The sequence below is a fragment of the uncultured Streptococcus sp. genome, from assembly GCF_963456385.1.
Lineage (GTDB): Bacteria > Bacillota > Bacilli > Lactobacillales > Streptococcaceae > Streptococcus.
In genome coordinates this window covers 72,298-98,934 of sequence record NZ_CAUOLF010000002.1, presented here as the reverse complement: position 1 = coordinate 98,934, position 26,637 = coordinate 72,298, and the positions used below count along the sequence as shown (strand labels likewise).

At 42.1% G+C, this 26,637-nt stretch carries 23 protein-coding genes; 4 read left to right on the top strand and 19 right to left on the bottom strand.

Annotation, left to right across the window (positions count from 1 at the left end; all coding sequences use genetic code 11):
• Window positions 1-109: 109 nt before the first annotated feature.
• Genes RP262_RS01330 through RP262_RS01300 form a run of 7 tightly spaced genes read right to left on the bottom strand, consistent with a single transcriptional unit; the run spans window position 110 to window position 6,099 of the window.
• Window positions 110-712, bottom strand: a complete 603-nt coding sequence (locus RP262_RS01330) for a lysozyme family protein (protein WP_125341686.1) — start codon at window positions 710-712, stop codon at window positions 110-112.
• The gene (locus RP262_RS01325) at window positions 712-1,686 is read right to left on the bottom strand and encodes a nucleoid-associated protein (protein WP_125434573.1); all 975 of its coding nucleotides are present in this window, start codon (window positions 1,684-1,686) and stop codon (window positions 712-714) included. Before RP262_RS01325 ends, RP262_RS01330 begins: the two co-directional genes overlap by 1 nt.
• Before the next feature lies 1 nt (window position 1,687).
• Window positions 1,688-2,950: a serine hydroxymethyltransferase gene (gene glyA / locus RP262_RS01320; protein WP_311154049.1), complete on the bottom strand. Its 1,263-nt coding sequence runs from the start codon at window positions 2,948-2,950 to the stop codon at window positions 1,688-1,690.
• Between the two features lie 47 nt (window positions 2,951-2,997).
• Entirely contained in the window at window positions 2,998-3,588 is a 591-nt protein-coding gene (locus RP262_RS01315) for an L-threonylcarbamoyladenylate synthase (RefSeq protein WP_311154048.1), read from the bottom strand.
• Window positions 3,581-4,411, bottom strand: coding sequence for a peptide chain release factor N(5)-glutamine methyltransferase (gene prmC / locus RP262_RS01310; protein ID WP_311154047.1), 831 nt, complete (start codon window positions 4,409-4,411; stop codon window positions 3,581-3,583). The genes RP262_RS01315 and prmC overlap by 8 nt, the downstream gene beginning before the upstream one ends.
• A complete protein-coding gene (gene prfA / locus RP262_RS01305; protein WP_311154046.1) occupies window positions 4,411-5,490 on the bottom strand; it encodes a peptide chain release factor 1 in 1,080 nt (359 codons plus the stop codon). The genes prmC and prfA overlap by 1 nt, the downstream gene beginning before the upstream one ends.
• 36 nt (window positions 5,491-5,526) lie before the next feature.
• Window positions 5,527-6,099, bottom strand: coding sequence for a thymidine kinase (locus RP262_RS01300; protein WP_311154045.1), 573 nt, complete (start codon window positions 6,097-6,099; stop codon window positions 5,527-5,529).
• A gap of 105 nt (window positions 6,100-6,204) precedes the next feature.
• Here RP262_RS01300 and RP262_RS01295 point away from each other — a divergent pair, with 105 nt between their 5' ends.
• Window positions 6,205-6,405, top strand: coding sequence for a 4-oxalocrotonate tautomerase (locus tag RP262_RS01295; protein ID WP_223322810.1), 201 nt, complete (start codon window positions 6,205-6,207; stop codon window positions 6,403-6,405).
• A 47-nt stretch (window positions 6,406-6,452) separates the two neighbouring features.
• Here RP262_RS01295 and RP262_RS01290 read toward each other — a convergent pair whose 3' ends face one another.
• Genes RP262_RS01290 through RP262_RS01275 form a run of 4 tightly spaced genes read right to left on the bottom strand, consistent with a single transcriptional unit; the run spans window position 6,453 to window position 9,796 of the window.
• Window positions 6,453-7,859 carry a glycoside hydrolase family 1 protein gene (locus RP262_RS01290; RefSeq protein WP_311154044.1) on the bottom strand — a complete coding sequence of 469 codons (1,407 nt, stop codon included), beginning with the start codon at window positions 7,857-7,859 and terminating at the stop codon, window positions 6,453-6,455.
• Window positions 7,856-9,163 carry a PTS sugar transporter subunit IIC gene (locus RP262_RS01285; RefSeq protein WP_002924728.1) on the bottom strand — a complete coding sequence of 436 codons (1,308 nt, stop codon included), beginning with the start codon at window positions 9,161-9,163 and terminating at the stop codon, window positions 7,856-7,858. Before RP262_RS01285 ends, RP262_RS01290 begins: the two co-directional genes overlap by 4 nt.
• Window positions 9,164-9,176: 13 nt before the next feature.
• The gene (locus RP262_RS01280; RefSeq protein WP_311154043.1) at window positions 9,177-9,467 is read right to left on the bottom strand and encodes a PTS sugar transporter subunit IIB; all 291 of its coding nucleotides are present in this window, start codon (window positions 9,465-9,467) and stop codon (window positions 9,177-9,179) included.
• A complete protein-coding gene (locus RP262_RS01275; RefSeq protein ID WP_002895529.1) occupies window positions 9,464-9,796 on the bottom strand; it encodes a PTS lactose/cellobiose transporter subunit IIA in 333 nt (110 codons plus the stop codon). Before RP262_RS01275 ends, RP262_RS01280 begins: the two co-directional genes overlap by 4 nt.
• 372 nt (window positions 9,797-10,168) lie before the next feature.
• On the opposite strand from RP262_RS01275, the gene RP262_RS01270 reads away from it, so the two are divergent.
• From RP262_RS01270 to RP262_RS01260, 3 genes are all read left to right on the top strand, one after another.
• Window positions 10,169-10,606, top strand: a complete 438-nt coding sequence (locus RP262_RS01270) for a DUF3284 domain-containing protein (RefSeq protein WP_311154042.1) — start codon at window positions 10,169-10,171, stop codon at window positions 10,604-10,606.
• Window positions 10,607-10,689: 83 nt separating this feature from the next.
• Window positions 10,690-12,651: a family 20 glycosylhydrolase gene (locus RP262_RS01265; protein WP_311154041.1), complete on the top strand. Its 1,962-nt coding sequence runs from the start codon at window positions 10,690-10,692 to the stop codon at window positions 12,649-12,651.
• Window positions 12,652-12,766: 115 nt separating this feature from the next.
• On the top strand, window positions 12,767-14,152 hold the full coding sequence (locus tag RP262_RS01260; RefSeq protein WP_311154040.1) for an MATE family efflux transporter: 1,386 nt from the start codon (window positions 12,767-12,769) through the stop codon (window positions 14,150-14,152).
• A 111-nt stretch (window positions 14,153-14,263) separates the two neighbouring features.
• Here the strand turns inward: RP262_RS01260 and RP262_RS01255 are convergent, their stop codons facing one another.
• The 8 genes from RP262_RS01255 to RP262_RS01220 all read right to left on the bottom strand — a co-directional run bounded on the left by RP262_RS01255 (window position 14,264) and on the right by RP262_RS01220 (window position 26,579).
• Window positions 14,264-16,864, bottom strand: coding sequence for a PRD domain-containing protein (locus RP262_RS01255; RefSeq protein ID WP_311154039.1), 2,601 nt, complete (start codon window positions 16,862-16,864; stop codon window positions 14,264-14,266).
• Window positions 16,865-17,107: 243 nt separating this feature from the next.
• On the bottom strand, window positions 17,108-18,367 hold the full coding sequence (locus RP262_RS01250; RefSeq protein ID WP_311154038.1) for a dihydrolipoamide acetyltransferase family protein: 1,260 nt from the start codon (window positions 18,365-18,367) through the stop codon (window positions 17,108-17,110).
• Window positions 18,368-18,380: 13 nt separating this feature from the next.
• Window positions 18,381-19,412 carry an alpha-ketoacid dehydrogenase subunit beta gene (locus RP262_RS01245; RefSeq protein ID WP_002915247.1) on the bottom strand — a complete coding sequence of 344 codons (1,032 nt, stop codon included), beginning with the start codon at window positions 19,410-19,412 and terminating at the stop codon, window positions 18,381-18,383.
• A gap of 18 nt (window positions 19,413-19,430) precedes the next feature.
• Entirely contained in the window at window positions 19,431-20,504 is a 1,074-nt protein-coding gene (locus RP262_RS01240) for a thiamine pyrophosphate-dependent dehydrogenase E1 component subunit alpha (RefSeq protein WP_311154037.1), read from the bottom strand.
• A 15-nt stretch (window positions 20,505-20,519) separates the two neighbouring features.
• A complete protein-coding gene (gene lpdA, locus RP262_RS01235; RefSeq protein ID WP_311154036.1) occupies window positions 20,520-21,860 on the bottom strand; it encodes a dihydrolipoyl dehydrogenase in 1,341 nt (446 codons plus the stop codon).
• A 206-nt stretch (window positions 21,861-22,066) separates the two neighbouring features.
• Complete coding sequence (locus tag RP262_RS01230; protein ID WP_311154035.1) at window positions 22,067-24,310, bottom strand: ATP-dependent Clp protease ATP-binding subunit; 2,244 nt, start codon at window positions 24,308-24,310, stop codon at window positions 22,067-22,069.
• 228 nt (window positions 24,311-24,538) lie between these two features.
• Window positions 24,539-25,882 (bottom strand): MATE family efflux transporter, encoded by a 1,344-nt coding sequence (locus RP262_RS01225; RefSeq protein WP_311154034.1) that lies wholly within the window; start codon window positions 25,880-25,882, stop codon window positions 24,539-24,541.
• A gap of 115 nt (window positions 25,883-25,997) precedes the next feature.
• Window positions 25,998-26,579 carry a xanthine phosphoribosyltransferase gene (locus RP262_RS01220; protein ID WP_311154033.1) on the bottom strand — a complete coding sequence of 194 codons (582 nt, stop codon included), beginning with the start codon at window positions 26,577-26,579 and terminating at the stop codon, window positions 25,998-26,000.
• Window positions 26,580-26,637 lie beyond the last annotated feature (58 nt).

Here is a 26,637-nt window from a genome sequence, read left to right as displayed (position 1 = left end):
TTCCTTTTTATGATAGATGTACAAAATTATATCATGTATCCATGGTGGTTACAAATATCTGGATTATTACTTCACCATCAAAAAAAGAAAGAAGCTTGAAAACTTCTTTCTAAAACCATTTTAAGAGGCGCATGATGTGCATGTTCATCTTGACCTGACGGGAATAATAATAATTACCGCCGTTGATATAGAGTTCTGGACCGTGGAAAATTGAAATCAGGTTATAGTAGCCGTAGGTCTTGCCAGTTACATTTCCTAAGCTTGGCGCTACCACATCTTTGGAATATTTCTTGGCTAGCTCCAGCGTATTTTCGCCACCGTTTTTAGCGACGTAGTCGATATAGGCCTGACCGAAATTATAGGCTTGTACTGCTGTCCAAACATCGACCTTTTTCTCGCTGGCTAACTCTAGGTTATCAGATAAGGCCTGAACTCCTTGGCGAATACTTTCTTTGTTGTCCGTGATGGCATTAGTCTGACCAGTCGCGCTTTCACTGGACTGCATGACATCGGTGTCTTTTCCCTTGGTCTCTGTATAAATCATGGCCAGTACCAATTCTTCATTGGCCGCTGTATCCTGCTCGTCCAGCACTTCTCTGACCAAAGTCTGATACTTCATGACCTGCTTGACATCATGATGAACCTGATAAATCTTATAGCCGGCAAAGAGCACGAAAAGGACTAGAATCAGTCTTCTTAGAAATTTAAACATTATTTATTTTGGATATCCTCGATGTTCTTAATCAAAATAGAATAGGTCCCGTTGTCGTTCTGGATAAATTCTACCGACTCTGCGTCCTGATATATATTATTGGGAACGATGAGCTCAATTCCATTTGAAAGGGAGAGTTTCTGATTTTCGAACTTTTTCTTCTGGCGGCTGCTGTCAATCTCATCAAACTTGACTGGCTCAGGAATAGCTTCCTTGACTTGGTCAATAAAGGTAAGTCGGGCAGTCAGATTGTTGTCAAAAAGATCATCAGCCAGTTTTTCAGGCGACAGTTCATCATTTTCTTCCAAATTTTTGAAAATACTTGATTTGACCTTGGACTGGAACTGGAAATCGTCTTTATTAAAGCTTTCGGCAACTTTTTGAGCAGTCTTCTCAAGCGCTTTGATTGATTTCTTGGCTGAGATTGTCGGATTGACCTGCAAGAGATTGTCTGACATATAATTGAGAAAGGCGCCGTTATACTTGATGCGTTTTTCAATCAGATGGTACTTGCGAGACTTGAGATTGATGACCAAAGCCTCGTCTGCACCCGTACCAAAGCCAGGCAGATTGTTCTGCGTCAGCTTGATGGGATTGTCAACCTCACCACCTAAGTGAGTAAGTGTTTCCCGCAGAGCAATCCGCAGAAAAGCAAAGTGCTCCACACCTTCTTTGTCAAACTGGACAAAAATCAGATCGTTGGTTTTCTGGTTTTCACTGACAGAAAACTCCTCCTGCCAGAGCTTGGCAACTGTCACTGATGTTTCCAATAGGTCGTCTGAAAGCTGGGCTAAAAAGACGTTTTCAGGATCGAAAACACCTGTCTTAGCATCGTCAGAATAGACTCGCTCGATTTTCTTGCGCAGGTATTCTTCAATCTTGGGAGTAATGTTGAGAAACTTATCCGCCAGCAGCAGTTCGGTATCAGCTGGGCTGAATTGATGAATAATCGCTTTTTTTACGTAAATATCCATCTTAGTTCAAGCCCTCATAGAGTGGAAAAGCGTCCGTTAGTTCACGAACTTCCGCCCGCACTTGATTCAACATCGCTTCGTTTTCAGCGTTTTCCAGAGCCTTGATAATAAGCTCGGCTACCTTGATACTTTCTGTTACGCCAAAGCCTCGAGCTGCAATAGCTGCTGTACCGATACGGATGCCGCTAGTCTTAAATGGTGATAAAGTCTCGTAAGGGATGGAGTTTTTATTAAGGGTAATATTAACCTCATCCAAGAGATTTTGAGCTACTTTCCCATTTTCTACAACCTTAGTGACATCAACCAAGAAAAGATGATTTTCAGTACCGTCAGAAATCACACGGAACTTATCATGCTGACGGAAGACTTGAGCCATAGCTTGGGCATTATCCAAAATCTGCTGTGCATAAACCTTGAAAGCTGGGTCAAGCACCTCTTTAAAGGCAACTGCTTTAGCTGCAATGACATGCTCCAATGGTCCGCCCTGAATGCCTGGGAAGATAGCTGAGTTGATTTTCTTAGCCAATTCTTCATCATTTGTCAAAATCAAGCCACCGCGAGGTCCGCGCAAGGTCTTGTGTGTCGTTGTTGTTGTGATGTCTGCATAAGGTACAGGGCTTGGGTGGAGACCTGCAGCAACCAAGCCAGCGATGTGAGCCATATCTACCATAAGCTTGGCACCAACTGTATCAGCGATTTCACGGAATTTTGAAAAGTCGATGATATGAGAATAGGCTGAAGCCCCCGCTACAATCAGCTTAGGCTGTACTTCCTTGGCTTGCTGGAGGACGGCATCAAAGTCCAGCAATTCAGTTTCTGGATCAACGCTATAAGATACAAAATTATAGGTTTGACCAGAGAAGCTGACTGATGCACCATGAGTCAAGTGGCCGCCGGCAGACAAATCCATGCCCATAACTGTATCGCCTGGCTCAATCAAAGCCATATAAGCAGCGCAATTAGCCTGGCTGCCTGAGTGAGGCTGAACATTAGCAAACTTGGCACCAAAGATTTCCTTGGCTCGTTCAATTGCCAGACTCTCAATCACATCCACTACATCTGTCCCACCATAGTAACGGCGACCTGGGTAGCCTTCAGCGTACTTATTGGTCAAAATAGAACCTTGAGCAGCCATGACTGCTTTAGAAACAACATTTTCTGAAGCAATCAGCTCAATATTATGCTGCTGACGTTCTTCTTCTTTAGCAACTGCTTCCCAAATCTCTGGGTCAAATGCTTTGTAGTCTTCTTGGTCAAAAATCATAAGGTGTCTCCCTTCTTTTGCGAAAATAGGACCTTAGGTCCTAAAAGTTAAAATTTTATATCCTTTACTTGTGCGAGAATGTCCTCGCGGGTAATGGCTCCCTGGCGTAAAATAAGAGCCTTTTCTCCAGACAAATCCAGAATAGTTGAATCCTGACCGGTCAAAAAGTTATCATCTTCTACTCCCGAGACCTCCTCTTGAAAATCCATCATAATCTGCTGGAAAGAAGTTCCACTAGCTTTTCCAGAAAGATTGGCGGATGGACCAATCAAGGGACCGTACTTCCGAATCAAGTCCAGGGTAACTGAATGTTTAGGAATCCGAAAGCCCACAGTTTCCATACCTGAGTTTATCCAAGCAGGCACTCGGTCATTGGCTTGGAGGATAATAGTCAGCGGCCCAGGCAGAAAGGTTTGATAGAGTTGCTTTAGATAACTGGGCTGGTTCTTAGAAAAAGCATAAATCTCTTCCAAGCTAGCCACATTGAGATTAAGAGCCTTTGCACGAGGTCTTCGTTTTAATTCGTAGACTCGTTCAACCGCCTCTTGATTCAAAGCCTGGGCAAAGAGGCCATAAACTGTTTCTGTCGGCAGGACAACTGCTCCGCCTGCTGCCAGAGTCTTCTCTATCTTATTCATTGTCCATCGCCACCATTCTATCTTTGCCAAATTGATCCTTCAGAACTCGGATTCGTTTTTGGGGAAAAGATTTTTTCAATAACTCCCTGACACCGTCTCCTTGCTTGTAACCAATTTCCAGATAGATTTTTCCTTTTTTTGTCAGATAGTCTCCTGCCTGCTCGGCTATTTTCCGATAGACGGCATAGCCATCCTCCTCCGCGAAGAGGGCCATGTGAGGTTCTGAGGTCAAAACGTTAAGTCCAACTTCGTCTTTATCTGCTTCTGAAATATAGGGCGGGTTGGAGACGATGATGTCAAATTTTCCTTGAATTGTATCCAAGCAATCAGATTGGACAAAAGCAAGGTTAAGGCCGCAAGACTGAGCGTTTTCTGCTGCCAAGGCAAGAGCATGGCCCGAGAGATCAGAAGCAGTAATCTGCCAGTTTGAACGGCTGTTTGCCAGTGCCAGAGCAATGGCTCCGCTACCCGTACCGATATCCAAGACAGACACAGAACTTTCGGGATTTTCTGACAAAATCAGCTCCACTAGCTCCTCCGTCTCAGGCCTAGGAATTAGAACCCGCTCATCAACTTTGAGATTCAGACCGTGAAAATCACTGCTGCCAATGAGATACTGAGCTGGCTTGTGAGCAAGCAGCTGCTCTTGAATTGCTTTTAGCTGTTTATAGTCTTCCTGGCTGACTTCTGTCCGAAGTTTGAGAACAAAGTCGGTAAAGGAGAGCTTATTGAGAGCCCGATAAACGAAAGACAGGCTTTCTGCTTCTTCTCCCGCTGCTACCAGCTCCTGCTCTAGCTCCGCCAAATATTGAGCTAGCATCATTATTTATTCAGCTCTTCTAGTTTTTGCGTTTGGTCATAGAGAACCAGAGCGTCAACGACTTCATCCAGTTTGCCAGCTAAAATCGTGTCTAGCTTTTGCAAGGTCAATCCAATACGATGGTCTGTCACTCGATTTTGCGGGAAATTATAGGTACGAATCCGCTCTGAGCGATCGCCTGTACCAATCGTGGACTTGCGCTCTGCATCTTGCTCATCTTGAGCAATTTGAGCAAAGTGGTCTGCTACACGAGCCCGGATGATTTTCATAGCCTTATCCCGGTTCTTCTGCTGGGTCCGCTCTTCCTGCATTTCGACCTTGATATTGGTTGGCAGATGGACGATACGAACTGCTGTCGCAACCTTATTGACGTTCTGTCCACCAGCACCTGAGGCGTGGTAGATGTCTACCCGCAGGTCTTTAGGATCAATGTCGTATTCTACTTCTTCGATTTCTGGCATGACTAGAACTGTCGCCGTCGAGGTGTGAACGCGGCCTTGGCTTTCAGTTACAGGAACCCGCTGTACGCGATGAGCGCCAGATTCATACTTAAGTTTTGAATAGACGGACTGACCAGAGACCATAGCAACCACTTCCTTGATTCCACCTACACCATTGTAAGAAGCTTCCATAACTTCGAAGCGCCAGCCTTGGCTTTCAGCATATTTTTGATACATCTGCAAGAGTTCTCCTGCAAACAACTGCGCTTCGTCTCCTCCTGCAGCACCACGGATTTCAAGGATAATATTCTTATCATCATTTGGATCTTTCGGTAAAAGGAGGATTTTTAGTTTTTCCTCGTATTCTTCTTTTTCAGCCTTGGCATCCTTGAGCTCCTGCTTGGCCATTTCCTCCAAGTCGGCATCACCAGAGGCGTCTTTTATCATTTCTTCAGCGTCTGTGATGTTTTGCAGGACTTTCTTATACTCTCGATAAGCCGTCACTGTATCGCGGGTGCTGGCTTCTTCCTTAGAAAGCTCCATAAATCGCTTGGTATCGCTGACTACATCAGGGTCACTTAGGAGTTCACCAAGCTCTTCGTAGCGATCTTCAACTGCTTGTAACTGTTCGTAGATGTTCATAGATTTTTCATCATCTCCTTTGATTCTGTCATTGAATTATTTAATATCGGGGTTAAAATAGTGCCTGCGGCAGACTGAGATATAGGTCTCATGACCACCAATTTTAATCTGCTCTCCGTCGTAAACCGGCTTTCCGTTATCAGTCCGTAAAACCATGGTGGCTTTACGAGAACAATATTGGCAAATGGTTTTAATCTCCTCAATCTTGTCAGCCAAGAGTAAGAGGTGCTTGGAGCCTTCAAAAAGTTCATTGCGAAAGTCATTTTTCAGACCAAAAGCCATCACCGGAACATCCAGCTCATCCACCACTCTAGCTAAATCATAGACATGATGGCGTTTCAAGAACTGAGCTTCATCGATTAAAACACAATAAGGTTTTTCAGGCAGCTGCTGGATATAGCCAAAAATATCTGTCTGGTCTTCAATAGCTATTGCATTCCGCTTCATGCCGATGCGACTGGAAACAACCCCAAAGCCGTCTCTTGTATCGATAGCCGAGGTCATGATGACGACGCTCTTGCCTTGTTCTTCATAATTGTGGGCCACTTTTAAAATTTCAATGGTCTTGCCCGAATTCATCGTGCCATATTTGTAGTATAACTGAGCCATAATTTAAATCTTTGCTAATTCACTATCTCCATTTTTACTTCACATTATTTTACCATAATTCACTACTCTTTAAAACCTCATTTGTGATAAAATAATGATAAAGAAATAAAGGAGGCAAAAAATATGCCATTTGTTAGAATTGATTTATTTGAAGGTCGTACTCTGGAGCAGAAAAAAGCTCTTGCCAAGGAAGTAACTGAAGCCGTTGTCAGAAATACAGGCGCACCTCAGTCTGCTGTCCATGTCATTATTAACGACATGCCAGAAGGAACCTACTTCCCACAAGGAGAAATGAGGGAAAAATAAAAAAGAAAAGCCGGCAGTGTATAGGGATACAAACTGCTGGCTTTTTTCTATGAATGGCTTCTACTGTTTTCTCTTTTGCTCTCAAATTCTTTAATTAATTTTTGATACCAGTAAAAACTATCTTTTCGAATCCGCTCTAGACTACCACCTTCTTCCTCATCACGGTCTACATAAACAAATCCATAACGCTTGCCATAGCCGTTGAGCCATGAAAGTAAATCTGTGAAAGACCATGTACAATAGCCGATGACTTGGCAACCATCTTCTATGGCGTCTTGTACAGCTGTAATATGCTTGTCAAGATATTCAATCCGATATGGGTCTTGGATCTTTCTATCTTCCGTTAAGGTATCATACTCTCCTAGCCCATTTTCAGTTATCATAATCGGGATGTCATATCTACTGGTAATCCGCCGTAAAGCAATTCGCAAACCAATTGGATCTATTTCCCACTCCCAGCTAGTACGCTCTAAGTGTTCATTTGGCACATGCTTAAACTGGTCCGGCTCTCCAGCCTCAGCATTCGGTACATTAGCAGCAAAAGTATGGGATTGGTAATAGTTGACGCCTATGAAATCTGGACGGCCTGCTTTTAAAATATCTAAATCTCCTTCTCGGATATCTAATTCTATACTGAATTGATTTTTCAAATAAGCTAGAGCTGTCTTTGGATAACGTCCCAATAGATAAGCATCCATCCAGTACCAAACATTAACATCCAAAGATTTCTCCATAGCTAGAACGTTTTCTGGCCGATTATCCAGAGCATAGAGGACAGGAAAAGCAAAGCTTGGACCGATTTGACCTTTTATTTTTAAATCATGGAATCGTTTGATAATCGTCGCATTAGCTAAGTTAACAATGTGATTGACTTGATGCATTCGCTTGATGTCTTTAATCCCTGGTGGGAAATAGCCATCTCTGTAGCCGAGTCCAACAAAGACATTTTGCTCGTTAAGTCCTATCCAATACTTTACTCGATCTCCAAAGTTTTCAAAGAGAACCTCTACATAATACAGGAAATCATTGATTATCTTTCTGGATTCCCAGCCTCCATACTCATCTTGCAGTACTTGAGGCAAATCCCAGTGATAGATTGTGATAATGGGTTCGATATTATATTTGAGAAGTTCATCAATCAGATTTGAATAAAACTCAATCCCTTTCTGGTTAACCTCTCCTCGTCCCTCAGGTAAAATACGGGTCCAGGCAATAGAAAAACGATAAGCTTTCAGACCCATTTCTGCCATTAGTTTAACATCTTCTTTATAGTGATGATAATGATCCACTGCCACGTCGCCAGTCGTGTTTTTAAAAGTCCTATTAGGCTGGCGAACAAAGACGTCCCAGATAGACAGACTCTTACCATCTTCATCCCAAGCTCCTTCAACTTGATAGGCAGCTGAAGCCGATCCCCAGAGAAAGTCTCTGGAAAATTTTGTCACATCAATCAAGCTGCTGCACCTCCTTTGGCTTCTATTGCTTCCGCTTCAGCTTCTTGCTTAACCAATTGCTCTTCGTATTTCTTGAAGAATGGATAGTAGATTAACATAGCTGGTAAAATCAAGATATAGTCCCAAACGAAGTTTTGCCAACGAAGGGTTGTCAAGTAGTTGCTGAATCCCATTGGCAACTGTGCACTAACCACTATCCAAGCAGGAATAATAAAGCCTGTTTGGTAAGCAAAATAAGTCAAGATCATCATAATTGGCACATTGAGTACATAAGGGATGCAAAGAATTGGATTGAACATAATTGGCATACCAAATGTTACCGGCTCATTGATACCAAACCACCCAGGAATGAGCGAAATCTTAGAAACGGCACTAATTTGTTTGGATTTTGAGCGCAAGCCCATCAGGACCAGGGCCCAGGTATTTCCTGTACCACCAACTAAAGCCATGGAAGTGTAGAGTAAGACTGGGAAGAATTGCATTGGCTGACCGTTCGCATGAAGAGCAGCATTGGTCGTTGCCGCTTGAATCCCAAGTGGAGAAATGATTGGAATAATGATGAGGGTACCATGAATACCGAAGCACCAAAGAACCAGCGCTAACATACAAAGCATCACAATACCTGGAACAGATGATACAGCGCCAAGCGGTGCCCGTAAGAGAGCCATAAAACCAGACGGAACGTTGTAAGCTCCTGCTGTCAAAGCACCAATACCAACATTTAGTAAGAGGAAGAGAGTGATGGAGAAAAATACTGGCAAAATAGAACCAAAACTATCTTGAAGAAATTGCGGCACTACATCTGGCATCTTAATTTTAATATCTTTTTCATAGCAGAATTTTTCAATCTGTACGACTACAAAGACGATAAAGAAGCTGATGAACATACCTTGTGACCCAAGATAGTCTAATTGTAGTCCGGAGAATTTTTCAGTATCAACAAAAGCTCCTGCTACCAGCATGAAAGTAACTGCTGTATCAACCGCAGCCATAATAGGAGATTTCAATTTCAAATTCTTAGCATAATGATAAGCAAAGAAGATAGCAACCCAGATAGAAATAAAATCCATCGAATAGCGGAAAGGCAAGGTCAATGTATTATACACTGCATCCCCAGTTTTGAACCAGCCTAAAGCTGTTTCATTTCCAATTGCAGCCAAGACTTGAAATAAGGAACCCACGGTAATCAATCCCAAGAGAGATCCTAATCCAGCTTGTAAAGACTGTATAAACACGTTGTTGGCCAGTTTATAACCAATTTCCTGAAGTTTGGTCATGAATTTACTGTTAAAGAATTTTTCCATCAGAAAAACCTCCTTAAGATATTACTTTAATTAATTGAAAGATATTCTTACAATCTCCCATTGCATAATCCATAGCTGGGATGGTGGCAACAGGTTTTGAAACTGTCTCTTTGACAGAATCAAGTTTATAAGAAACCTGAGGACCTAATAAAATTACGTCATAGTCCTGAGCATAATCTTGATAGTCCATCAATCCGACCGCTTTGATATCGAGGTCAATACCTTGGTCATTTGCATATTGCTCCATTTTTTTCATCAGGATGCTCGTGGACATTCCGGCTGCACATATTAATAAGATTTTCATTGTCTTTCTCCTTCTCGATTGGAATACAGCTCAATCATCTCAGTGATAAGGTCAATGGCCAAGAGACTCGTCATAAAATGATCTTGTGCATGAACAAGCAGTATACTCAACTGATGACCGTTTCCTTGTGCTTCTTCCTGCAATAAATCTGTTTGGGAATGATGGGCCTTTAAAATTACACTATTTGCCTCATCCATTAATTCCTTAGCTGCATCAAATTCTGCTAGTTTTGCTTTTTTAAGTGCTTCAAAAGCTAAGGATCGGGCTGCACCAGAATTGGCAATTAAGGACATGGCAATAATCTCCGCTGAACTATTCCATTCTTCCATACAAACTCCTCCTTTCAATTTGACTTCTTACCCAAAGTTTACTATAGCTCTATTCTACTGTCAAAAGCGTTTATATTGTCTTAATATACAGTTTTCTAGCTTAGTGTATCCATTTTCAAATGCCATTCATACTCAATTTATTATAAAAAATTTAAAGCAACAGTTTCTTGCGTGCTTTACCTCTGCTACTCTGCTATTTTTAAATAGTTCCCTTAATATATTTTAGAACCTATCGTAAAATTAGTGTATAAAAATTAATCGTTTTTTATGATAATGTATAACACAAAGCTAAAGAGTATAAAAATTCATTAAAATCCGTCTCTTTTTCCTCAGGGGGTTACTTTCCGCAAGGGCTTATTATATACTTAATTTATGAAGATTATTAGAGAACTCCAAGTCACTTCAGATGAATTTTATGACTTCTTGGAAAGCGAGTTTCTGAATCAAATCAATCAAACTGACAATCAAACAAAAAAGATAGATAGGTTAAAGAAAGGACTTCGTTACTCAAAATTGTCAGACAATGTCTATACCAAGACTGATTATGAGATTCTGGACTATCGTCGCCATGAAACCTACGTCATTCAAATCTCGTCCCACAGTGAAAAAACGATTACTTCCTACAAGACCAAGCCTTGCTCAAAAGGGCTTGAGGTTACACTAAAACAAGAACAAAATAAATTGACAAAAAATTCAAAAAGCAAGCTCATCAAGTGGATGGGAGAGCTTCTCTACTTTGGCCGCCTTTCGGAAAATCTTTATAAGATTCAAGGAGAAATTGAGAAGGCTAGAAAAGTAAAAACTCAGTAAAAAGCAAATCCGATCCATACCTTCTTTTCTGCGCCCAGATTTTTTATGACTCGCAGATATCCAGATAGTTCAAGGAGTAGATTATGAAACAAGGCATCACACCTCAATATTGGAAACAAGAAAACAACGGTCGCTATTTCACTAAAGAAACTCAAATATTCAGCCCTCTGCCTATTTTGACCGACACCTTACTGGCTCATCCAAGAGAAAGAAATCATAAACAGCTGGCTTTCCCTGCCATTCATTTCATAGAAGGGATTTCTCGAGAAGTCGGGCAAGAGGTCATGCAGTCCTTTTCACTTCCCTATCCATCCAATACTGAAGCGCACATCGTAAAGATTACTGAAGACGGTATTTTCGTTTATGCCTTGTCCCAACGCGGCTTATTTTATGGGGCAATTTCGATTATCCAAATGTTGCAGGATGGCTACTTGCCTTATGGCTTAGCCTACGATGAACCCGTCTGTTCCGAGCGTGGCCTCAAGGTCTTTTTACCGTCTCGTAAGAATATGGATTTCTTCAAGCAATTTGTAGATATGCTTGCTTTTTTCAAGTACAATACGATTATGATTGAAATCGGCGGTGCTATGGAATATAAAAAACACTCTGAAATTAATCAGGAGTGGATTAAATATTGTGCTGATATGGCTGAATACTCTGGCAAGACCAAAGAAATCCAAGACTATACTTTCCCTTGGTACAAGAATGCCATTCACATGGAGAATGGTGACGGGGAGTTTCTAAGTCAAAATGATGTGAAAGATCTGGTCCTCTACTGCAAGGAACGATTTTTTGAGGTGATTCCTGAGGTTCCCTCTCTTGGCCACTGTGACTACCTGATGCTTGGCCACCCTGAAATCGCAGAAATCCCTGAGGATCCTTATCCGGACACTTACTGCCCATCAAATCCTGCCTCTTATGAACTCCTCTTTGATGTTCTGGATGAAATCATTGAGGTCTTTGAACCTGAAGTCATCAATATCGGGCATGATGAATACTATTCAATTGCCATGTGTGAGCGTTGCAAAGGGAAGGCTGGAGCTGATATCTTTGCAGAGGACATTATCAAGATTTATGACTACCTTAAGCAGAAAAATGTCCGAACCATGATTTGGGGAGACAAGTTACTGAAGAACGCTATCGTTCCTGATGCAGGGCCTTTTGGTGGAGCAGAAATCATCATGTACACTCCCCAGTTCAAAAAAGATACAGGCACAAAAGTTGGCATTATGCCGGCAACCTGGCAGGCCATTCATCAGATTCCCAAAGATGTCGAGATTCTCCATTGGCTCTGGAGTTTGGATGAAACATTGGAAGATGAAGTTTTGGAAGAAGGCTTTAGCATCCGTTATGGTAATTTTGAAGGCTATCTCTTTCCGCATTGGGCTGAGCATTTGAAGAAGGGCAGCAAGGGAGCTATCATCTCCAACTGGAGCACATTAAATGAGATAATCCTGCAGAGAAATGTCATTTTCTTCGGCTTGGCCTATGCTTACGAGATGTTTTGGAATCATGACTATCGTGATGAAGACTATGCGACTATCCGTGATAAAACCTTATCTTATCTCTTCCATTACCACTATCCCGACCTGCAGAACCACTCGCGCAGCCTTGAAAAACTAGCGCATCCCAGCTGGATTGAAATCGGCTATGCTACTGACTATTTTGTTGAATACCAATGGTTTGTGGACGGTGTCTTCCCTGAAATGGAAACCTATCAAATCGGAAATATCCTACTAACCTATGCTGATCAAACCGAGTTCACTGTTCCTATTATCTTTGGAGAAAACATTGGCAAAACAAGTGTTGAATGGGATCGGTCTACCAATACCAAACCTTTACCTGGTGAACCCATCTATAAGGTAGATGAGCAATTATTTGAAGTCTCGCTTAGCACCAAACCTTATCAAAAAGAGCAACAAACTTTCTTCGCATTTCCTATTCAAAACCCTTATCCTGAAAAGGAATTGAAGAATGTAGAGGTTCAAACAGAAGCTGACAAAGATTGTCAAATTTTTGTTGATCAAATTGCCTATTATCACTAAACTTGAGGCTTATTTCAAGCTATCAGATAGAAATAGCGAAATTTATGAGGAATCAGAATCATCCAATTCAAAAAAAGCAGAAACTTTCTAGATATCATGTTACTAGACATACTGATTGCTTATCCTATTTGAAACGAAAGGAGGTGGGAGAGTGAGTGAAAAGAAAACATTTCTGAAACAATTCTTACGTCTCAGTCTACCGTTTTCTCTTCAATTTCTACTAGCCAGCGCTGTCAATCTAGCTGATGTTGTCATGATTGGACAGCTAGGGGAAAAACAAATCGCAGCTGCTGGTGCTGCCAACCAGATTTTCTTTCTCTTGACTATTGTACAGTTTGGTATCGGTAGCGGAGCTTCTGTCTTCATGGCCCAATACTGGGGAGCCCAGCGAATTGCTGATATGAGAAAAACCTTGGGATTAGTCTATATGCTGAGCGGGCTCATCTCCGCTTCCTTTACTTTAGTCGCTTTACTTTTTCCCAAGCAACTGATTGGTTTTTATATTCATGATACCGAAGCTATTCAGTTGGGCGCCCAGTATTTATCTATCGTCTCCTGGACCTACCTGATGACAGCTATTACAACTTCTCTGGCTACTATGTGTCGGTGCAGTAATGAAGTTTTCTTACCAACTCTTGCTAGTCTCCTATCCATGGCGACCAATATCATTGGCAATGCCGTCCTTATTTTTGGACTTATTGGATTTCCTAAACTTGGACTGGTTGGTGCTGCTATTGCTACCTTTATAGCTCGATTGCTGGAGCTTTGCTTGTTAGTATTTGGTGTCTATCGAACAAGGATGGCTGGAGCAGCTAGCATAACTGAACTCTTTGCCTTTCACAAAGACTTTGTTTATCAATTTTTGAAAAAAACCTTACCAGTCGTCTTCAATGAAGGTGCCTGGTCGCTCGGAACATCAATTGGCTTGGCCATTATCGGACTATTAGGTACTGAAGTAGTGGCCTCTACCCAGATTGCTAGCGCCATTGCCCAAATTGGATTTGTCTTTGTACGCGGTGCGGGAAATGCCGTAGCTGTTATGCTAGGCAATACTATCGGAGAGAATCAAATAGAAAAAGCCTTACAAGATGCCAAGCGCTTCTTACTTCTATTACCTCTCATCGGACTCATCGTCAGCGTCCTACTCATCTGGGCCATGCCTTTAGCCCTGAAACTCTACAACTTAAGCAATCAGACAGAGCAGCTAACCATCTTGATGATTCAGTTAAATGCCCTGTTGTTTATCCCAAAAGCTTTTAGTGTTGTTTTAATCGTTGGGATTTTACGTAGCGGAGGCGATACCAACTATGCCTGTCTGCTAGATATTTTACCTGTTTGGCTCTTCAGCATTCCACTTGGCTATGTCCTAGTTAGCCTGCAGGCTCCCATTTGGCTAATCTTTCTTGTGATAAATGGCGAAGATATTCTCAAACCAATCTGGGGCATCCCTCGTGTCTTCTCAGGGAAATGGCTGCATAATCTTGTGCAAGAGCACATGTAAAAAAGCATCTAAATCACAACATTACCACAGAAATCGGAAATGTAAATCCCGACTAAAAAGGTAATGAGAGTTAGGTGCTTTTTTATTGGTTTGCGACTCCAACTTACAATTTTATAATTTGCGCAGCATCTGAATTAAAACACTGACCTCTGCGTCATCTATAAGAATCTTAAAGTTTCGCTCCACTGTTCGGATGATTTTCCTAATGTGCTTATAGTCATCAGGGAATTTCTCGATAACACCAGCAATTTCTTTACTGCTCTTCTTCAAGCATTCTCCTGAAAGGGTTCGCTCCACTAGACACGAAATATGAACAAACAAACCTATTGTTTGCTCCTCTGTCAGCTGATAATAAAAATCAAATTCATCTAAAATAGCAGGAAGAATCTTTTTAATCTTAGCTAAGGAAGTATAGACAAATTGCTCTTCTAAAAATTGGTAAACTTTCTCATAATCGTAGCTATTGACAGAGGTCGGTACAAACATCAATAATTTATCTAGGTGCTCCTTGGGCTGCTCAAAAACATCTTTAATAGAAATGAAAGGGATGCCCATAATTTGAGGGTCGAAAGTTCCAACAAAAGCATGAACTTGATAGGTCTTCCTTAAGGCCATCACTTCCTCAATCAACATCTCCTTATTAGCAACTGACAACGCAATGACACGGTAACCCAGCTTTGAATACTGATCAAGATAGTGCTTAAGCTGAAGAGAACCGCCTTCGCTGGTATAACAGAGTGTAATGATGATTTTTTCTTGGTCCCGATTTTTATAAAGCTGATTCATTTCCATATGAAAAGCGTGAAAGACACTGTCAATATCATTTTCTATCAAACAGCGCCGTGCAATCCCCATGCCAATCATAGTAATGGGAATTTCAAATTCTCTGATTTTAATCAGAGTTTCTTCTCGAATTTTATCCAGCATTTCCTTAATTGATCCCATATCATAGAGGACGATGACCCCTAAACCTTGGTCTAGCTCCTCAATTTGCTCTTTTAATTTACAATAGCTTTCCTCTAGAGATTCTTCTAATAGAATATCAAAGCCATACACTTGGCTATTTTTAGTCAGCATCTTGGTTGACTCAGCCAAGGACTTGGCAACCCCTTTACCATGCAGAACGTAGAGCAAGATAGGTCGTAGACTATCTTGTTTCTTTTCGGATTCAATAATAAACATGGTTAGGATGACGATTTCATCTATTGGAACAGCTAGTTGAAATCTTGTTTCTAGCTGCCTAGCAAATTTAGAACATTGTGCATACTCTATTGGATAATCCCGAATCACTTTCACAATAGCATCATTATCCAACTGCCGATTTAAAGACCCTTTCTGCTTAAGCATCGCATTGACATGAAGGCTGATGCCGTAATATGCCGTCGAATTAAGCTCTATATTGAGTTCTTTTTGAACAGATAGAACAAAGGCTTGTACCAACTGGATTACTTCAGCAGAAACAATCGTCTCAAGCTGATTAAGATTTTCCAACTCATCTTCTTTCTTAACAAAAGGTTTGTATTCAATATAGCTTTGAATATAGTTTCTCACTGCCTCAAAAACATCATCCTGCTCAATGCCTCTTTCTGATAACTGAGAATATTCTGATTTAATTTTGTTATATAAATCATCCGACTCTTGCTCTGGAAAATCCAGCAATCCCAACTCCTTATCATAAATCAGCACCTTACGTTTGCCAATCAATTCATCGATTTTAACTACATTATGACCACCTAAATGCCGAATTCCTTGATAAGGAATGGGCAAATCGTCATTACTAAGTGTTAAATCTTTTAGCTCCGACCTCAGACTTCTTACAAAAGCATTGGCACAAGCAGTTCGAACTGCATATTCTAATTCTTTTATATTGCTAATATTCGCTGATAGGATGAAGGAATGAATGACATCACGCGGTACTTGAATATCATGCGCAGAATTCTTTGATTCGATAGCTAAAAAGTAATTTAGTAACTCTAGCTTTTCACTAATCGGTCGATTCGGATAAGAAGGCAGCTGGATTACAACAGGAAGTTTATTGGATAAATGTTCAGATAGCTTAGCGCTACTTCCGATAATTACCAAACCTTTCTTCTGACGTCTCTTTTGTTCTCCTTCTCTGTGATTCAGCCAGGAAATCAATCTATTTTGATCCGCCGAAGATAGAACCTGTATGTTATCTATAAATAAAATTCCTTCTGCTACTTTCTCAAATACAGACTTCGTCCCCTCTGAGCCAAATAACAACTTCAGCAAATCATCCAGAACATCAATATAGTCTAAGCAGTTAATTTTTTCAAACAACTGAGGTTTACTAATCGCTTGATTTTTAATAGCAAACTCCATCATTTTATTAACGAAGTGAGTTCTACCAGCACCGACCTCGGATAAAATGAGAACTGGAAGGGCATAATTTGGGTATAGAATAGCTGCTTGTGCTAACTGGATGGCTGTTCGCAAACTGCCATTTTCACCTATAATGCTTGGAAAATCCAAGGGATTTTCCACAAATATCTCTTTTAATTGGTATTGAACTGGCCGTGTATTTCCTTTAACGAGTATCCCTTCTTTTACCAATTGATTCAAAATAGTGCTCACATTTGAGCGTTGCATTCCTAAAGCAGCAGCAATTACTTTCGTTTCAAGGCCTTGCTTATTATTCTTTAGTAATTCTTGCTCTAGATATTCTAAGACTAATGTTTTGGCAACCTTCATATTCTACCTCACTGATATTTTTCTCCCATTATCGTCATTCAATTTATCTTATACTGCAGCTTGATTCACCTACTTAGAGCCTTAGAACTTACTCCCTATCATTCTGTCATTTCCTTATCTAAACATTATAAATTTGAAGCAAGAGAATGATAGAATACATAAAGGCCAACTGTTAATGAGTGATATAAACAGCTGGCCTTTTTCTTTATCATTCAGGAATGAAATTCATTATTCATTCTTTTATCAGAAAACCAAGTCGTAAGGAGACTCCAACTTGTCCGCTAGACTAGCTAGAAACTCCGCTGCGGGCTGACCATCTACGACTTGATGGTCGAAAGTCAAGCTGAGCGGCAGGTATTTCTGCTCGTAGACCTGTCCTTGGCTGTCAAGAGCCAGCGCCGTTTGCAGGGCACCAACTCCTAAAATCGCCACTTCTGGTGTATTTAGAATAGGAGTGAAATACTCAATCCCTGCTGCCCCGAGATTGGTAATACTGAAGGTTGAACCTGAGTAAAGAGCTGGATCTAAAGTGCCTTTACGAGCTTGATTGGCCTCTGTTTTAATAGCTAAGCCCAAGTCAGCCAGCGTTAGCTTATCCACGTGACGAATGGCTGGCACCACCAGACCATCACTAAGCGCAGTCGCAATACCGATATGAATATCTTCTACTTCCTGATACTGACCATTGAAATACCAAGCGTTGAGCTGAGGGTGATCTTTCAATGCCTTGGCAACTGCCTTTGTCAGCAGAGTCGTGATGCTGATTTCTCCGTTTTCTAGTGGAGAAGCCACCTTATCCTTCATATCCTGTCTAAAGGTCATCAGCTTGCTGATATCCACCTTACGGTGCAAGGTCACCTGAGCCGATGTCTGGAGACTGGTCATCATCCGCTCTGCAATAGTCTTACGCATACCTGTCAATCCTGCGCCATAGTCAGCCTGACTAGCCGGCTGAAGGACTGCTGAGCTACTTTCAGGTGCTTGGGTTGGGAGTGCCTCTGGTTTATAATTTTCCACATCTCGTCGGGTAATACGGCCATTGCCTCCCGTTCCTGAAATCATGGAAATATCATATCCTTTTTCCTTAGCAATCTTGCGGGCAAGAGGAGTGATGAAAATACGTCCATGTTCACTGTTTCCGGCTGAGTTGGAACTTGCTGCGGCAGTTTTTTCTGCTAGTCCAACCCCTGCATCAACTACCCCCTTTTCACTTTCTGATTTATTCGCAGAGACTTCTTCCGTCTCCATACCTGGAATAGATTCTCCCGCTTCACCAATCCATGCAATTACTTTCTTGCACGGGACAGTATCGCCCGCCTGACTGATAATTTTTAAAATCACTCCTGCGCTTGGCGCCTCTACATCGCTGGTCAATTTTTCAGAACTGATTTCCAAGACAGGCTGACCAGCAGCTACGGTGTCGCCTTCCTTGACCAGCCAGTTATTTATCAGACCTTCGGTCATTGTTAAGCCTAGCTTAGGCATTACAATTTCTGTAGCCATACTTGCCTCCCTTCTATCTCTTCAGATCGTCAATCAATTCTGCAGCAACAGTCAAAACCTTATCAGCATTAGGGATATAGAGCTGTTCCAGATTCACCGCAAATGGTACCGGCACATTTGGCGCGCAGACGCATTTCACTGGGCCGTCCAGATAATCAAAGCATTTATCAGTCACTACAGCTGCAATATCCGTCGCTGTGTTATTGTGAGGGTTTGATTCATCAACGATAATCAGCCGTCCAGTTTTCTTGACTGATTCAAAGACAGTCTCCTCATCCCAAGGGGCTACCGTTCTCAAGTCAATCACTTCAACCGAAACACCATCTTTTTCCAAGCGATCCGCTACCTCATAAGCAACATAAAGCATTTTACCGATAGTAACGATAGTGAGGTCTGTTCCTTCACGGCGGACAGCAGCCTTTCCAATTGGAACTGTATAATATTCTTCTGGTACCTCTCCCTTGATACCATAGAGAGTCTTATCTTCTGAATAAATCACGATATTGTCGTCTTCAATGGAAGCCAGCAGTAACCCTTTAGCATCATACGGAGTTGCTGGAACAACTACCTTTATGCCAGGTATAGATCCAAAGAGACCGTAATATGAACCCGAGTGTTGAGCTGCAGCCGAAGCTCCTGCCCCATGCATGGTCCGCATTGTCATCGGAACCTTGGCCTTGCCACCAAACATATAGCGCATTTTTGAGCCTTGCCCCAGAATGGCGTCAAAGCAGAAACCGATAAAGTCATTGAACATCAGCTCCGGTACTGGACGCAAGCCAGTCAGAGCCATTCCAACAGAAGCTGACACGTATCCGTGCTCTGAAATCGGAGTATCAATCACCCGCTCTCGGCCATATTTTGGCATCAGTCCCTTGGTCACACCCATTACACCGCCCCAAGCATCTTCGTTTTCTTCTTCCAAGTGCTTGATTGTTACACCGCCAGCAATATCTTCTCCCAGAAGGATTACGGTGTCATCTTTTGCCATTGCCTGATCCAGCGCTTCATTGATTGCTTTCATAAATAACAGTTGTCTAGCCATTTGATCAACCTCCTTCTATCAATCAGCAAATACATCTTCCAGCAGAGAGTCGGGACGAGGAATAGGACTGTCTTGAGCAAATTTGATAGCTTCTTCCACATCCTTTCGAGACTCTTCTAAGATGGCATCAAGTTCATCTTCAGTCAAGAGGCCATGCTCGATAGCGTAGTCACGGAAGACGTCCAGAGCATCCACATCAGCCCAGTCTTTTTCTTCACCTTCCAAAGCCTTATACTTCTGCTCATCCCCTTCAAAGTGACCATGATCGCGATATGTTACAGCTTCAATTAAGGTAGGTCCTTCACCTCTACGAGCCCGCTCTACAGCTTCCTTGGCTACTTGGTAGACAGCGAATAAATCCTTACCATTAACCCGAACGCCGGGCATATTATAAGCAGCCGCTCTCTCAGCAATGGTGCCAGACGCTGAAGAATACCATTGCGGTGTCGATTCTGCAAAGAAGTTGTTTTCATTGACAAAGATAACCGGCAGTTTCCAAATTGCTGCCATGTTGAGACATTCGTGGAAATTTCCTTCATTGGCTGCACCATCACCGAAGAAGCAGACAGCTACACTGTCTGTTTTCAAGTACTTGTTACGCATAGCAGCACCAGTTGCTAGACCAAAGCCTCCACCAACCATACCATTGGCACCGAGAATCCCCTTATCCAAATCGGCGATGTGCATAGATCCGCCTTTTCCTTTTCCAAGTCCAGTCTCCTTGCCAAAAATTTCTGCCATCATTCCCTTTAAATCACCGCCCTTAGCAACACAGTGACCATGTCCCCGGTGAGTACTGGTAATATAGTCCTTGTCTGTCAGATTGGCACAGACGCCGGTAGCAATCGCTTCCTCTCCAGCATAAAGGTGAACAAAGCCAGGAATCTGTCCTGCAGCAAAGAAACGCCGGGTATTTTCCTCAAAATTACGGATATCCCACATGGTTTTATACATGGTCTTGGCTTTTTCTTTTGAAATCTGCTCCACCTCAACTTCGGTAGCATCATGGACTTTTAAATCGACTAGCTCTGATACAGCACTTTGGTTTCTTGTTTTGGTCAATCGTTGTGGTAAATCTTTATAATTTGACATATTTTTACCTCCTCATTAATCGTCCTGAACGAGTCTTTTTGCGACTTCTTGTATTAGTTCTGATGTGGTCGGATGAGCAAAAACCGTTTCAAGAACTTGATCCAGCGTTGCTTCAGCCTGCCTCAGCAAAATCAAATTCTGCAGAAGATCTGTACCGTTCGGACCGACGATGACTGCACCTAGCAGAAGATGGTATTGCTTTTCTGAGATTAGCTTGACATAGCCCTCCGTCTCACCTATAGCGATAGCCCGCCCATTATAAGAGAAAGGCAGCTGCTCGACCAGAACATCATAGCCCGCCTTCTCAGCCTCTTCCTTGCTGAGACCAAAAGAAGCTACTTCAGGATTGGTGTAGAGTGAACGGGGAACACCCAGCGGATCAACTGCTTCTTCAGCTCTCCGGCAGATAGCTCTTACAGCCTTTATTCCTTCTGCACTAGCTACGTGAGCCAGCATATAAGATTCCAAGAGATCACCGATAGCATAAACATGCTCTTTGGATGTTTCGTAGTATTGATCTACCTTGACAAAATTCCGTTCTGTCAAGGCTAATCCCATATCCTTTGCTAGCTCTAGATTTGGTTTGCGGCCAGTAGCGACCAAAAGATGGTCGAAAGCAACCTGCTCGTTCTCAAGTAAGACAGAATTAGCAGTTACTTCCTTTATCTGCGCTCCCTGATAAATCATCACCCCCATTTTCTTTAATTTCTTTTGAATCACATGTCGCGCTTCTGCTTCTTCAGTCAAAAGGATTTCCGGCGCAACCTCAATAACAGTGACAGCAACACCCAGAGGAGCCATAGCAAAAGCTAGCTCAATTGCGATAACGCCACCTCCGATAATGACTAACTTCTCAGGAAGCTCCTTCAAGTCAAAAAACGTATCCGTCGTTAGATAGTCAACCTGTTCCAATCCCTTGATAGGAGGCACAAAAGGATAACTGCCAGTAGCCAAAATCACATCTTTGCCACTGATTTCTTTACCATTGACGGAGAAAGTTCGGTCTTTGACAAACTTGGCCTGACCTTCTATGTACTCAATACCTAAAGACTTAAAGCTAGCATGAATTCCAGATTGCAAACTGGCAATAACCTGATTCTTTCGGTCTACCAATTTCTCAAAATCAATCCTTTCAAGCTTGCTCTCAATGCCATAACGCCTAGCTTCCTCCATTGTCAGCAACCAATGACCGTGCTGGAGATAGGCCTTAGACGGTATACATCCCACATTCAGGCAGGTTCCGCCGATAGACTTCTTTTCTACTACGGCCACCTTCTTGCCCAAACGAGCTGCTTCTTCAGCAGCCACATAACCACCCGGTCCAGCACCGATAATCAAAACATCATAAACAGACAAAACTCTCCTCCTTTCATAAAATGCAAAGGGTGCTCCAACAATCAAAATGATTGCTGTCGGCTATAGATACAAAAAGCATCTCATTATTTTACGTATACCTAAGACTCATTTCAAAATCTCAGGATAGAGTCTGCTCAGAAACCATGAACCCCCTTTCTTTGTTTTTCTTCGTATATACATAGTAAGCGCTTACTTTTAGAAGAAACTTATAGCAAATAATTAAAATCCAGTTGCCCATCCTTCAAACCGACTTGAACTGTCATTTCAGTTGTTTCCTTATTTTCGACCAAATAACGAGCCAAAGGCGTTTCTAGATAGCGCATAATGCTTCTTTGAATAGGACGGGCACCAAATTCTGGTTGGTAACCTTTCTGGGCTAAAAAAGCATAGACTTCTTCGCTCAGATGAAGCTGAATCTTCTGATGTTCCAACCTTTCCTGAAGTTGCTGGACCATAATTTTTACGATATTGATCATATCTTCTGCCCTTAGAGGGTTGAAAATAAACGTATCGTCAATCCGATTTAAAAACTCTGGCCTAAAGCTATGTTGCAGCAAGGACAGAACTTCTTCCTGCGTTTCAGCAGTCAGTCCCTGTTCACTTTTGAGACTTTCCAAAATCTGCTGGGAGCCAATATTGCTTGTCATAATCAAAATAGTATTTTTAAAGTCAATAGTACGCCCTTTAGAGTCTGTCAAGCGTCCTTCGTCCAATACTTGCAGCAGAGTGTTGAATACATCCGGATGGGCTTTCTCAATCTCATCCAGCAAGACAATCGAATAAAGTCTCCTACGGACAGCTTCTGTCAGCTGTCCTCCCTCTTCAAATCCTACGTAGCCTGGTGGCGGACCAACTAAACGAGCCACGGCATGTTTTTCCATGTATTCAGACATATCCAGCCGAACCATTTCTAGCTCATTGCCAAACAGCCGCTCAGCAAGGGCTTTTGCCAGAGCAGTCTTCCCGACTCCAGTCGGCCCCAGAAAGAGAAACGAACCAATAGGACGCTTTGGATTTTGAATTCCAGCTCTCGAGCGTAAAATGGCCTCCGAAACCTTTTGAACAGCTTGGTCTTGCCCTACAATTCTCTGGCGCAGAAGCTTGTCTAGATTTAACAGGTGTTCGCGCTCATTGTCCATGATTCCCTGCACTTTGATTCCCGTTATACGTTCTACGATACTGGCTATATCTTCACGACTGACGTATGGTCGTTCAGTTTCCGCTTGAGCTAGCTGGATTTTCTTGACAGCACAAGCCTCATCAATCAAGTCCAGTGCCTTATCAGGCAAATAACGATCTGACAGATAACGAATTGAAAGACTAATCGCTGCCTGCAGAGCTTCATCCGTCAGGAAAACTCCGTGAAAGTCCTGGTAATTCTGCCGCAGTCCTTGCAGAATTGTCAATGCCTTATCTTGATCAGGCTCCTCAATGCGAATGCGCTGGAAGCGCCCCTCCAAAGCTTGATCTAGCTCGAAGCTTTCTCGATAGGCAGCAAAAGTTGTGGTTCCGATGATAGTAATCTGTCCCTGAGCCAAGAGCGGCTTTAAAAGATTGCCTGCATCAAGAGAACCCTCTGTCCGACCTGCTGTCACGATTTGATGGATATCCTCAATATAAAGAATAATCTTCCCTTTAGCAGCCAGCACCTCATCCAAAACAGCCTTGAAGCGCTCTTCAAACTCTCCTCTATATTTAGTCCCGGCAATCAGTCCGCCCAGATTTAACTTGAAAACTTCTTTGCCCTGCAATTTTTCTGGAACATCATCTGCAAGTAATCTTTTAACAAACCCCTCTATCACTTTGGATTTTCCAACACCTGGAAAGCCTAGGAGAATGGCATTGCTTTTCTCTTTCCTACACAGCACACGGATAATATCGTCAATTTCGTCTTTTCGACCAATTACCTGTCTATCGGTCTGGTCAGCCAGCCACTGATTAAAGTTAGTCGCATATTTGTTCAGGGCCTGATAGTGACTTTCCTGGTTTGAAGAGATTGCTCGTTTGCCTTGGCGAGCCTTATTCAACTTTGCTGCAACTAGCTCCTTATCAATTCCTGCCTGTTTCAAAAAGACAGTTATCGGATTTCTCTGCTGATGAAATAGACTGAGAATCAGGTGCTCTACTGTTACCACCTCGTCCCTCAGTTCCGCCCTTTCAGCCTCTGCATCATCCAAAAGATTCTTGAGGCGTTGACTATACTGACGTCCGTAGCGGTTCGTATCCGTATGTAAAAATACAGGAATCTTGGCTAGTTCCTGATTGATGACGCTGATAAATTCATTAATATCAAGGTCCAGACCGGTATAGAATTCCAAGGCAAAGGCCTGAGGCTGGGTCAGCACTGTCCAAACATGCGGAATGTCCACTTGATAATTGTGTTTTTGAATAGCTAATTCCTTTGCAGCATTTAGTACTTCTTGCAAAAGATGGGTATAGTGTTCGGTCATATAGTTTCCTCGCTTTTCTACTGAAAACCAAAGTCAACTGCAAACAATATTTTAAAAATTAACCTATTTTAACAAAAACTTAACTTGATAATCTTATGTTTATTATATCATTTTCACAATCAATATACTAGAAAAAATGTAAGCGTTTTTCATGTTTTAATATAATTTTAACAAAAGATTGTGAAAAAAAGAGCACTGACTTATCCTAAAGGGACAAACCAACACTCTTTAATTTGTAATATTTTTAGCCAAACGATTAAGCCGCCACTGAAAGAGAATGCCACTCGTCACCAAGCTGGCAATGAGACCAATCCAGTATCCATAAGGGCCTAAACTAGTATAGTGATCTAAGAAGAGCCCCAGAGGCAGCGAAACTCCCCAATAAGCAATCAAACCTAAGTAAAATGGCACCTGAGTATCCTTGTAGCCCCGAAGAATACCCTGCAAAGGAGCCGCAAAAGTATCTGCTAATTGGAAAAAGAGGCTGTAGGTCAGAAAAACAGATGTCATACGGATAAACTCGGTATCCGACCCATAGAGAGCAGCCACACGGTCGCGTAAGATATAGAGAAAGAGGAAAGTAAATCCAGCAATTCCCAAGGCCGTCAGCCGCCCAAGTTTACAGAATTTCTTAACATCGTCAGGACGATTGGCTCCAATTTCATAAGAAACGATGATGGACATAGAGGTTGAAATACTCATTGGAAAGGCATACATTAAGTTTGAAAAATTCATGGCCGCCTGATGACTGGCAATGATTAATGACGAAAACTTAGCCATGACCAGGCCAACAACAGAGAAAATCACGACTTCAGCAAAAAAGGTTCCGCCGATAGGCAGTCCAAGTCGAATGCCTTCAATTAAGCCCTTTTTATCTAGCAGTCGAATCTTCCATAGTTCATAGACTCGGACTTTTGGATGCTTGACTGCTACTAACAAGGATATGAGAAGCAAAACCCAATAAGCCAAAGAAGTCCCAAGTCCGGCTCCAGCTCCGCCCATTTCTGGAAAACCAAATGCTCCGTAGATTAGGGCATAATTAAAAGTGCCATTCAAAGGTAAAAGTAAGAGCATGAGATACATGGAAAGCTTGGTCAACCCCAGAGCATCAAACAGAGAACGAATGGTGCTAAAGAGCAAAAGAGGGATAATGCCGAGCGCTAGATACCAAAGATAGTTCTTTGCCACTTCTTCTACCAAAGGCTCTAAGCCAAGGTGGGCCAAAACTAGAGGAGCACCTACAAATACCAAGACAAATAAAATTAGCGATAGCCCCAAAGAAAGATAAATAAACTGATAAAAATCAGAAGCAATCTTTTCTTTTTTCCCCTGCCCTAAATGGTGCCCGATTATGGGTACCAAGGCAGACACAATCCCTATCAACAGGTCGAAAAATGGAATCCAAAGACTAGTTGCCATAGAAACACCAGCCAGATGCAGGGTGTCATACTGACCAGTCATAGTCGTATCAACAAATGAAGCTGAAAAATTGGCTAGTTGGTAGATCAAAATTGGCAAAAAAATAGAAATAAAGAGCCGCATCCGCTGCTGTAAATTATGAGTTTGGTGCATAGAAATCCCTCAAGAACTTTTTCTACCCAAGTAAAATCAATGAGCTTAGATTTTTGGAATATCAACTATCTTTACTATACTATAAGCCAGACAGATAGTCAAAAGGAAAAGGAAATCACATATCTGCTTCAGCAAATACAGCTTGCCCCTTCTCAAACCCTGCTATTCGCGCCAAAGAAAGGACACGATAACCAGCTGTTTCCAAAAGTTGACGGCCATCCTGAAACGATTTTTCAATGACAATGCCAACCGCTTCAACCTGTGCTCCTGCTTGCTCAATAATGGTAATTAAGCCCTTGGCTGCCTGACCATTAGCCAAAAAATCGTCAATAATCAGCACCTTATCGTCAGAGTTGAGAAATTTCCCAGCAATCGAAACGGTCGAAGTCACTTGCTTGGTAAAAGAATAAACTTCAGCCGTCAAAATCCCTTCTGTCATCGTGATGTTTTTGGCCTTCTTAGCGAAAATCATCGGTAGTTCCAGAGCCTCTGCTACGTAGACAGCCGGAGCAATACCAGAAGCTTCAATAGTTACTACCTTGGTAATTCCTGCATCCTTTACTGCCTCCGCAAAGACCTGGCCAATCTCTTTCATCAATGAAAAATCAACCTGATGAGTCAGAAAAGAGTCAACTTTCAGGATATTTTCACCTAAGACTTGTCCATCCCTGAGAATCCGTTCTTCTAATTTTTTCATTTACCCTCCTTTTCACAAACCATCCTGACTCTAGCAGAAAAACACGGCTATCCGTGCT

Bases quoted from the DNA above. Each gene is read 5' to 3' on its own strand.
- RP262_RS01330 (WP_125341686.1), bottom strand. From the start codon at position 712: ATGTTTAAATTTCTAAGAAGACTGATTCTAGTCCTTTTCGTGCTCTTT.
- RP262_RS01325 (WP_125434573.1), bottom strand. From the start codon at position 1,686: ATGGATATTTACGTAAAAAAAGCGATTATTCATCAATTCAGCCCAGCT.
- glyA (WP_311154049.1), bottom strand. From the start codon at position 2,950: ATGATTTTTGACCAAGAAGACTACAAAGCATTTGACCCAGAGATTTGG.
- RP262_RS01315 (WP_311154048.1), bottom strand. From the start codon at position 3,588: ATGAATAAGATAGAGAAGACTCTGGCAGCAGGCGGAGCAGTTGTCCTG.
- prmC (WP_311154047.1), bottom strand. From the start codon at position 4,411: ATGATGCTAGCTCAATATTTGGCGGAGCTAGAGCAGGAGCTGGTAGCA.
- prfA (WP_311154046.1), bottom strand. From the start codon at position 5,490: ATGAACATCTACGAACAGTTACAAGCAGTTGAAGATCGCTACGAAGAG.
- RP262_RS01300 (WP_311154045.1), bottom strand. From the start codon at position 6,099: ATGGCTCAGTTATACTACAAATATGGCACGATGAATTCGGGCAAGACC.
- RP262_RS01285 (WP_002924728.1), bottom strand. From the start codon at position 9,163: ATGGAAAAATTCTTTAACAGTAAATTCATGACCAAACTTCAGGAAATT.
- RP262_RS01280 (WP_311154043.1), bottom strand. From the start codon at position 9,467: ATGAAAATCTTATTAATATGTGCAGCCGGAATGTCCACGAGCATCCTG.
- RP262_RS01275 (WP_002895529.1), bottom strand. From the start codon at position 9,796: ATGGAAGAATGGAATAGTTCAGCGGAGATTATTGCCATGTCCTTAATT.
- RP262_RS01270 (WP_311154042.1), top strand. From the start codon at position 10,169: ATGAAGATTATTAGAGAACTCCAAGTCACTTCAGATGAATTTTATGAC.
- RP262_RS01265 (WP_311154041.1), top strand. From the start codon at position 10,690: ATGAAACAAGGCATCACACCTCAATATTGGAAACAAGAAAACAACGGT.
- RP262_RS01255 (WP_311154039.1), bottom strand. From the start codon at position 16,864: ATGAAGGTTGCCAAAACATTAGTCTTAGAATATCTAGAGCAAGAATTA.
- RP262_RS01250 (WP_311154038.1), bottom strand. From the start codon at position 18,367: ATGGCTACAGAAATTGTAATGCCTAAGCTAGGCTTAACAATGACCGAA.
- RP262_RS01245 (WP_002915247.1), bottom strand. From the start codon at position 19,412: ATGGCTAGACAACTGTTATTTATGAAAGCAATCAATGAAGCGCTGGAT.
- RP262_RS01240 (WP_311154037.1), bottom strand. From the start codon at position 20,504: ATGTCAAATTATAAAGATTTACCACAACGATTGACCAAAACAAGAAAC.
- RP262_RS01230 (WP_311154035.1), bottom strand. From the start codon at position 24,310: ATGACCGAACACTATACCCATCTTTTGCAAGAAGTACTAAATGCTGCA.
- RP262_RS01225 (WP_311154034.1), bottom strand. From the start codon at position 25,882: ATGCACCAAACTCATAATTTACAGCAGCGGATGCGGCTCTTTATTTCT.
- RP262_RS01220 (WP_311154033.1), bottom strand. From the start codon at position 26,579: ATGAAAAAATTAGAAGAACGGATTCTCAGGGATGGACAAGTCTTAGGT.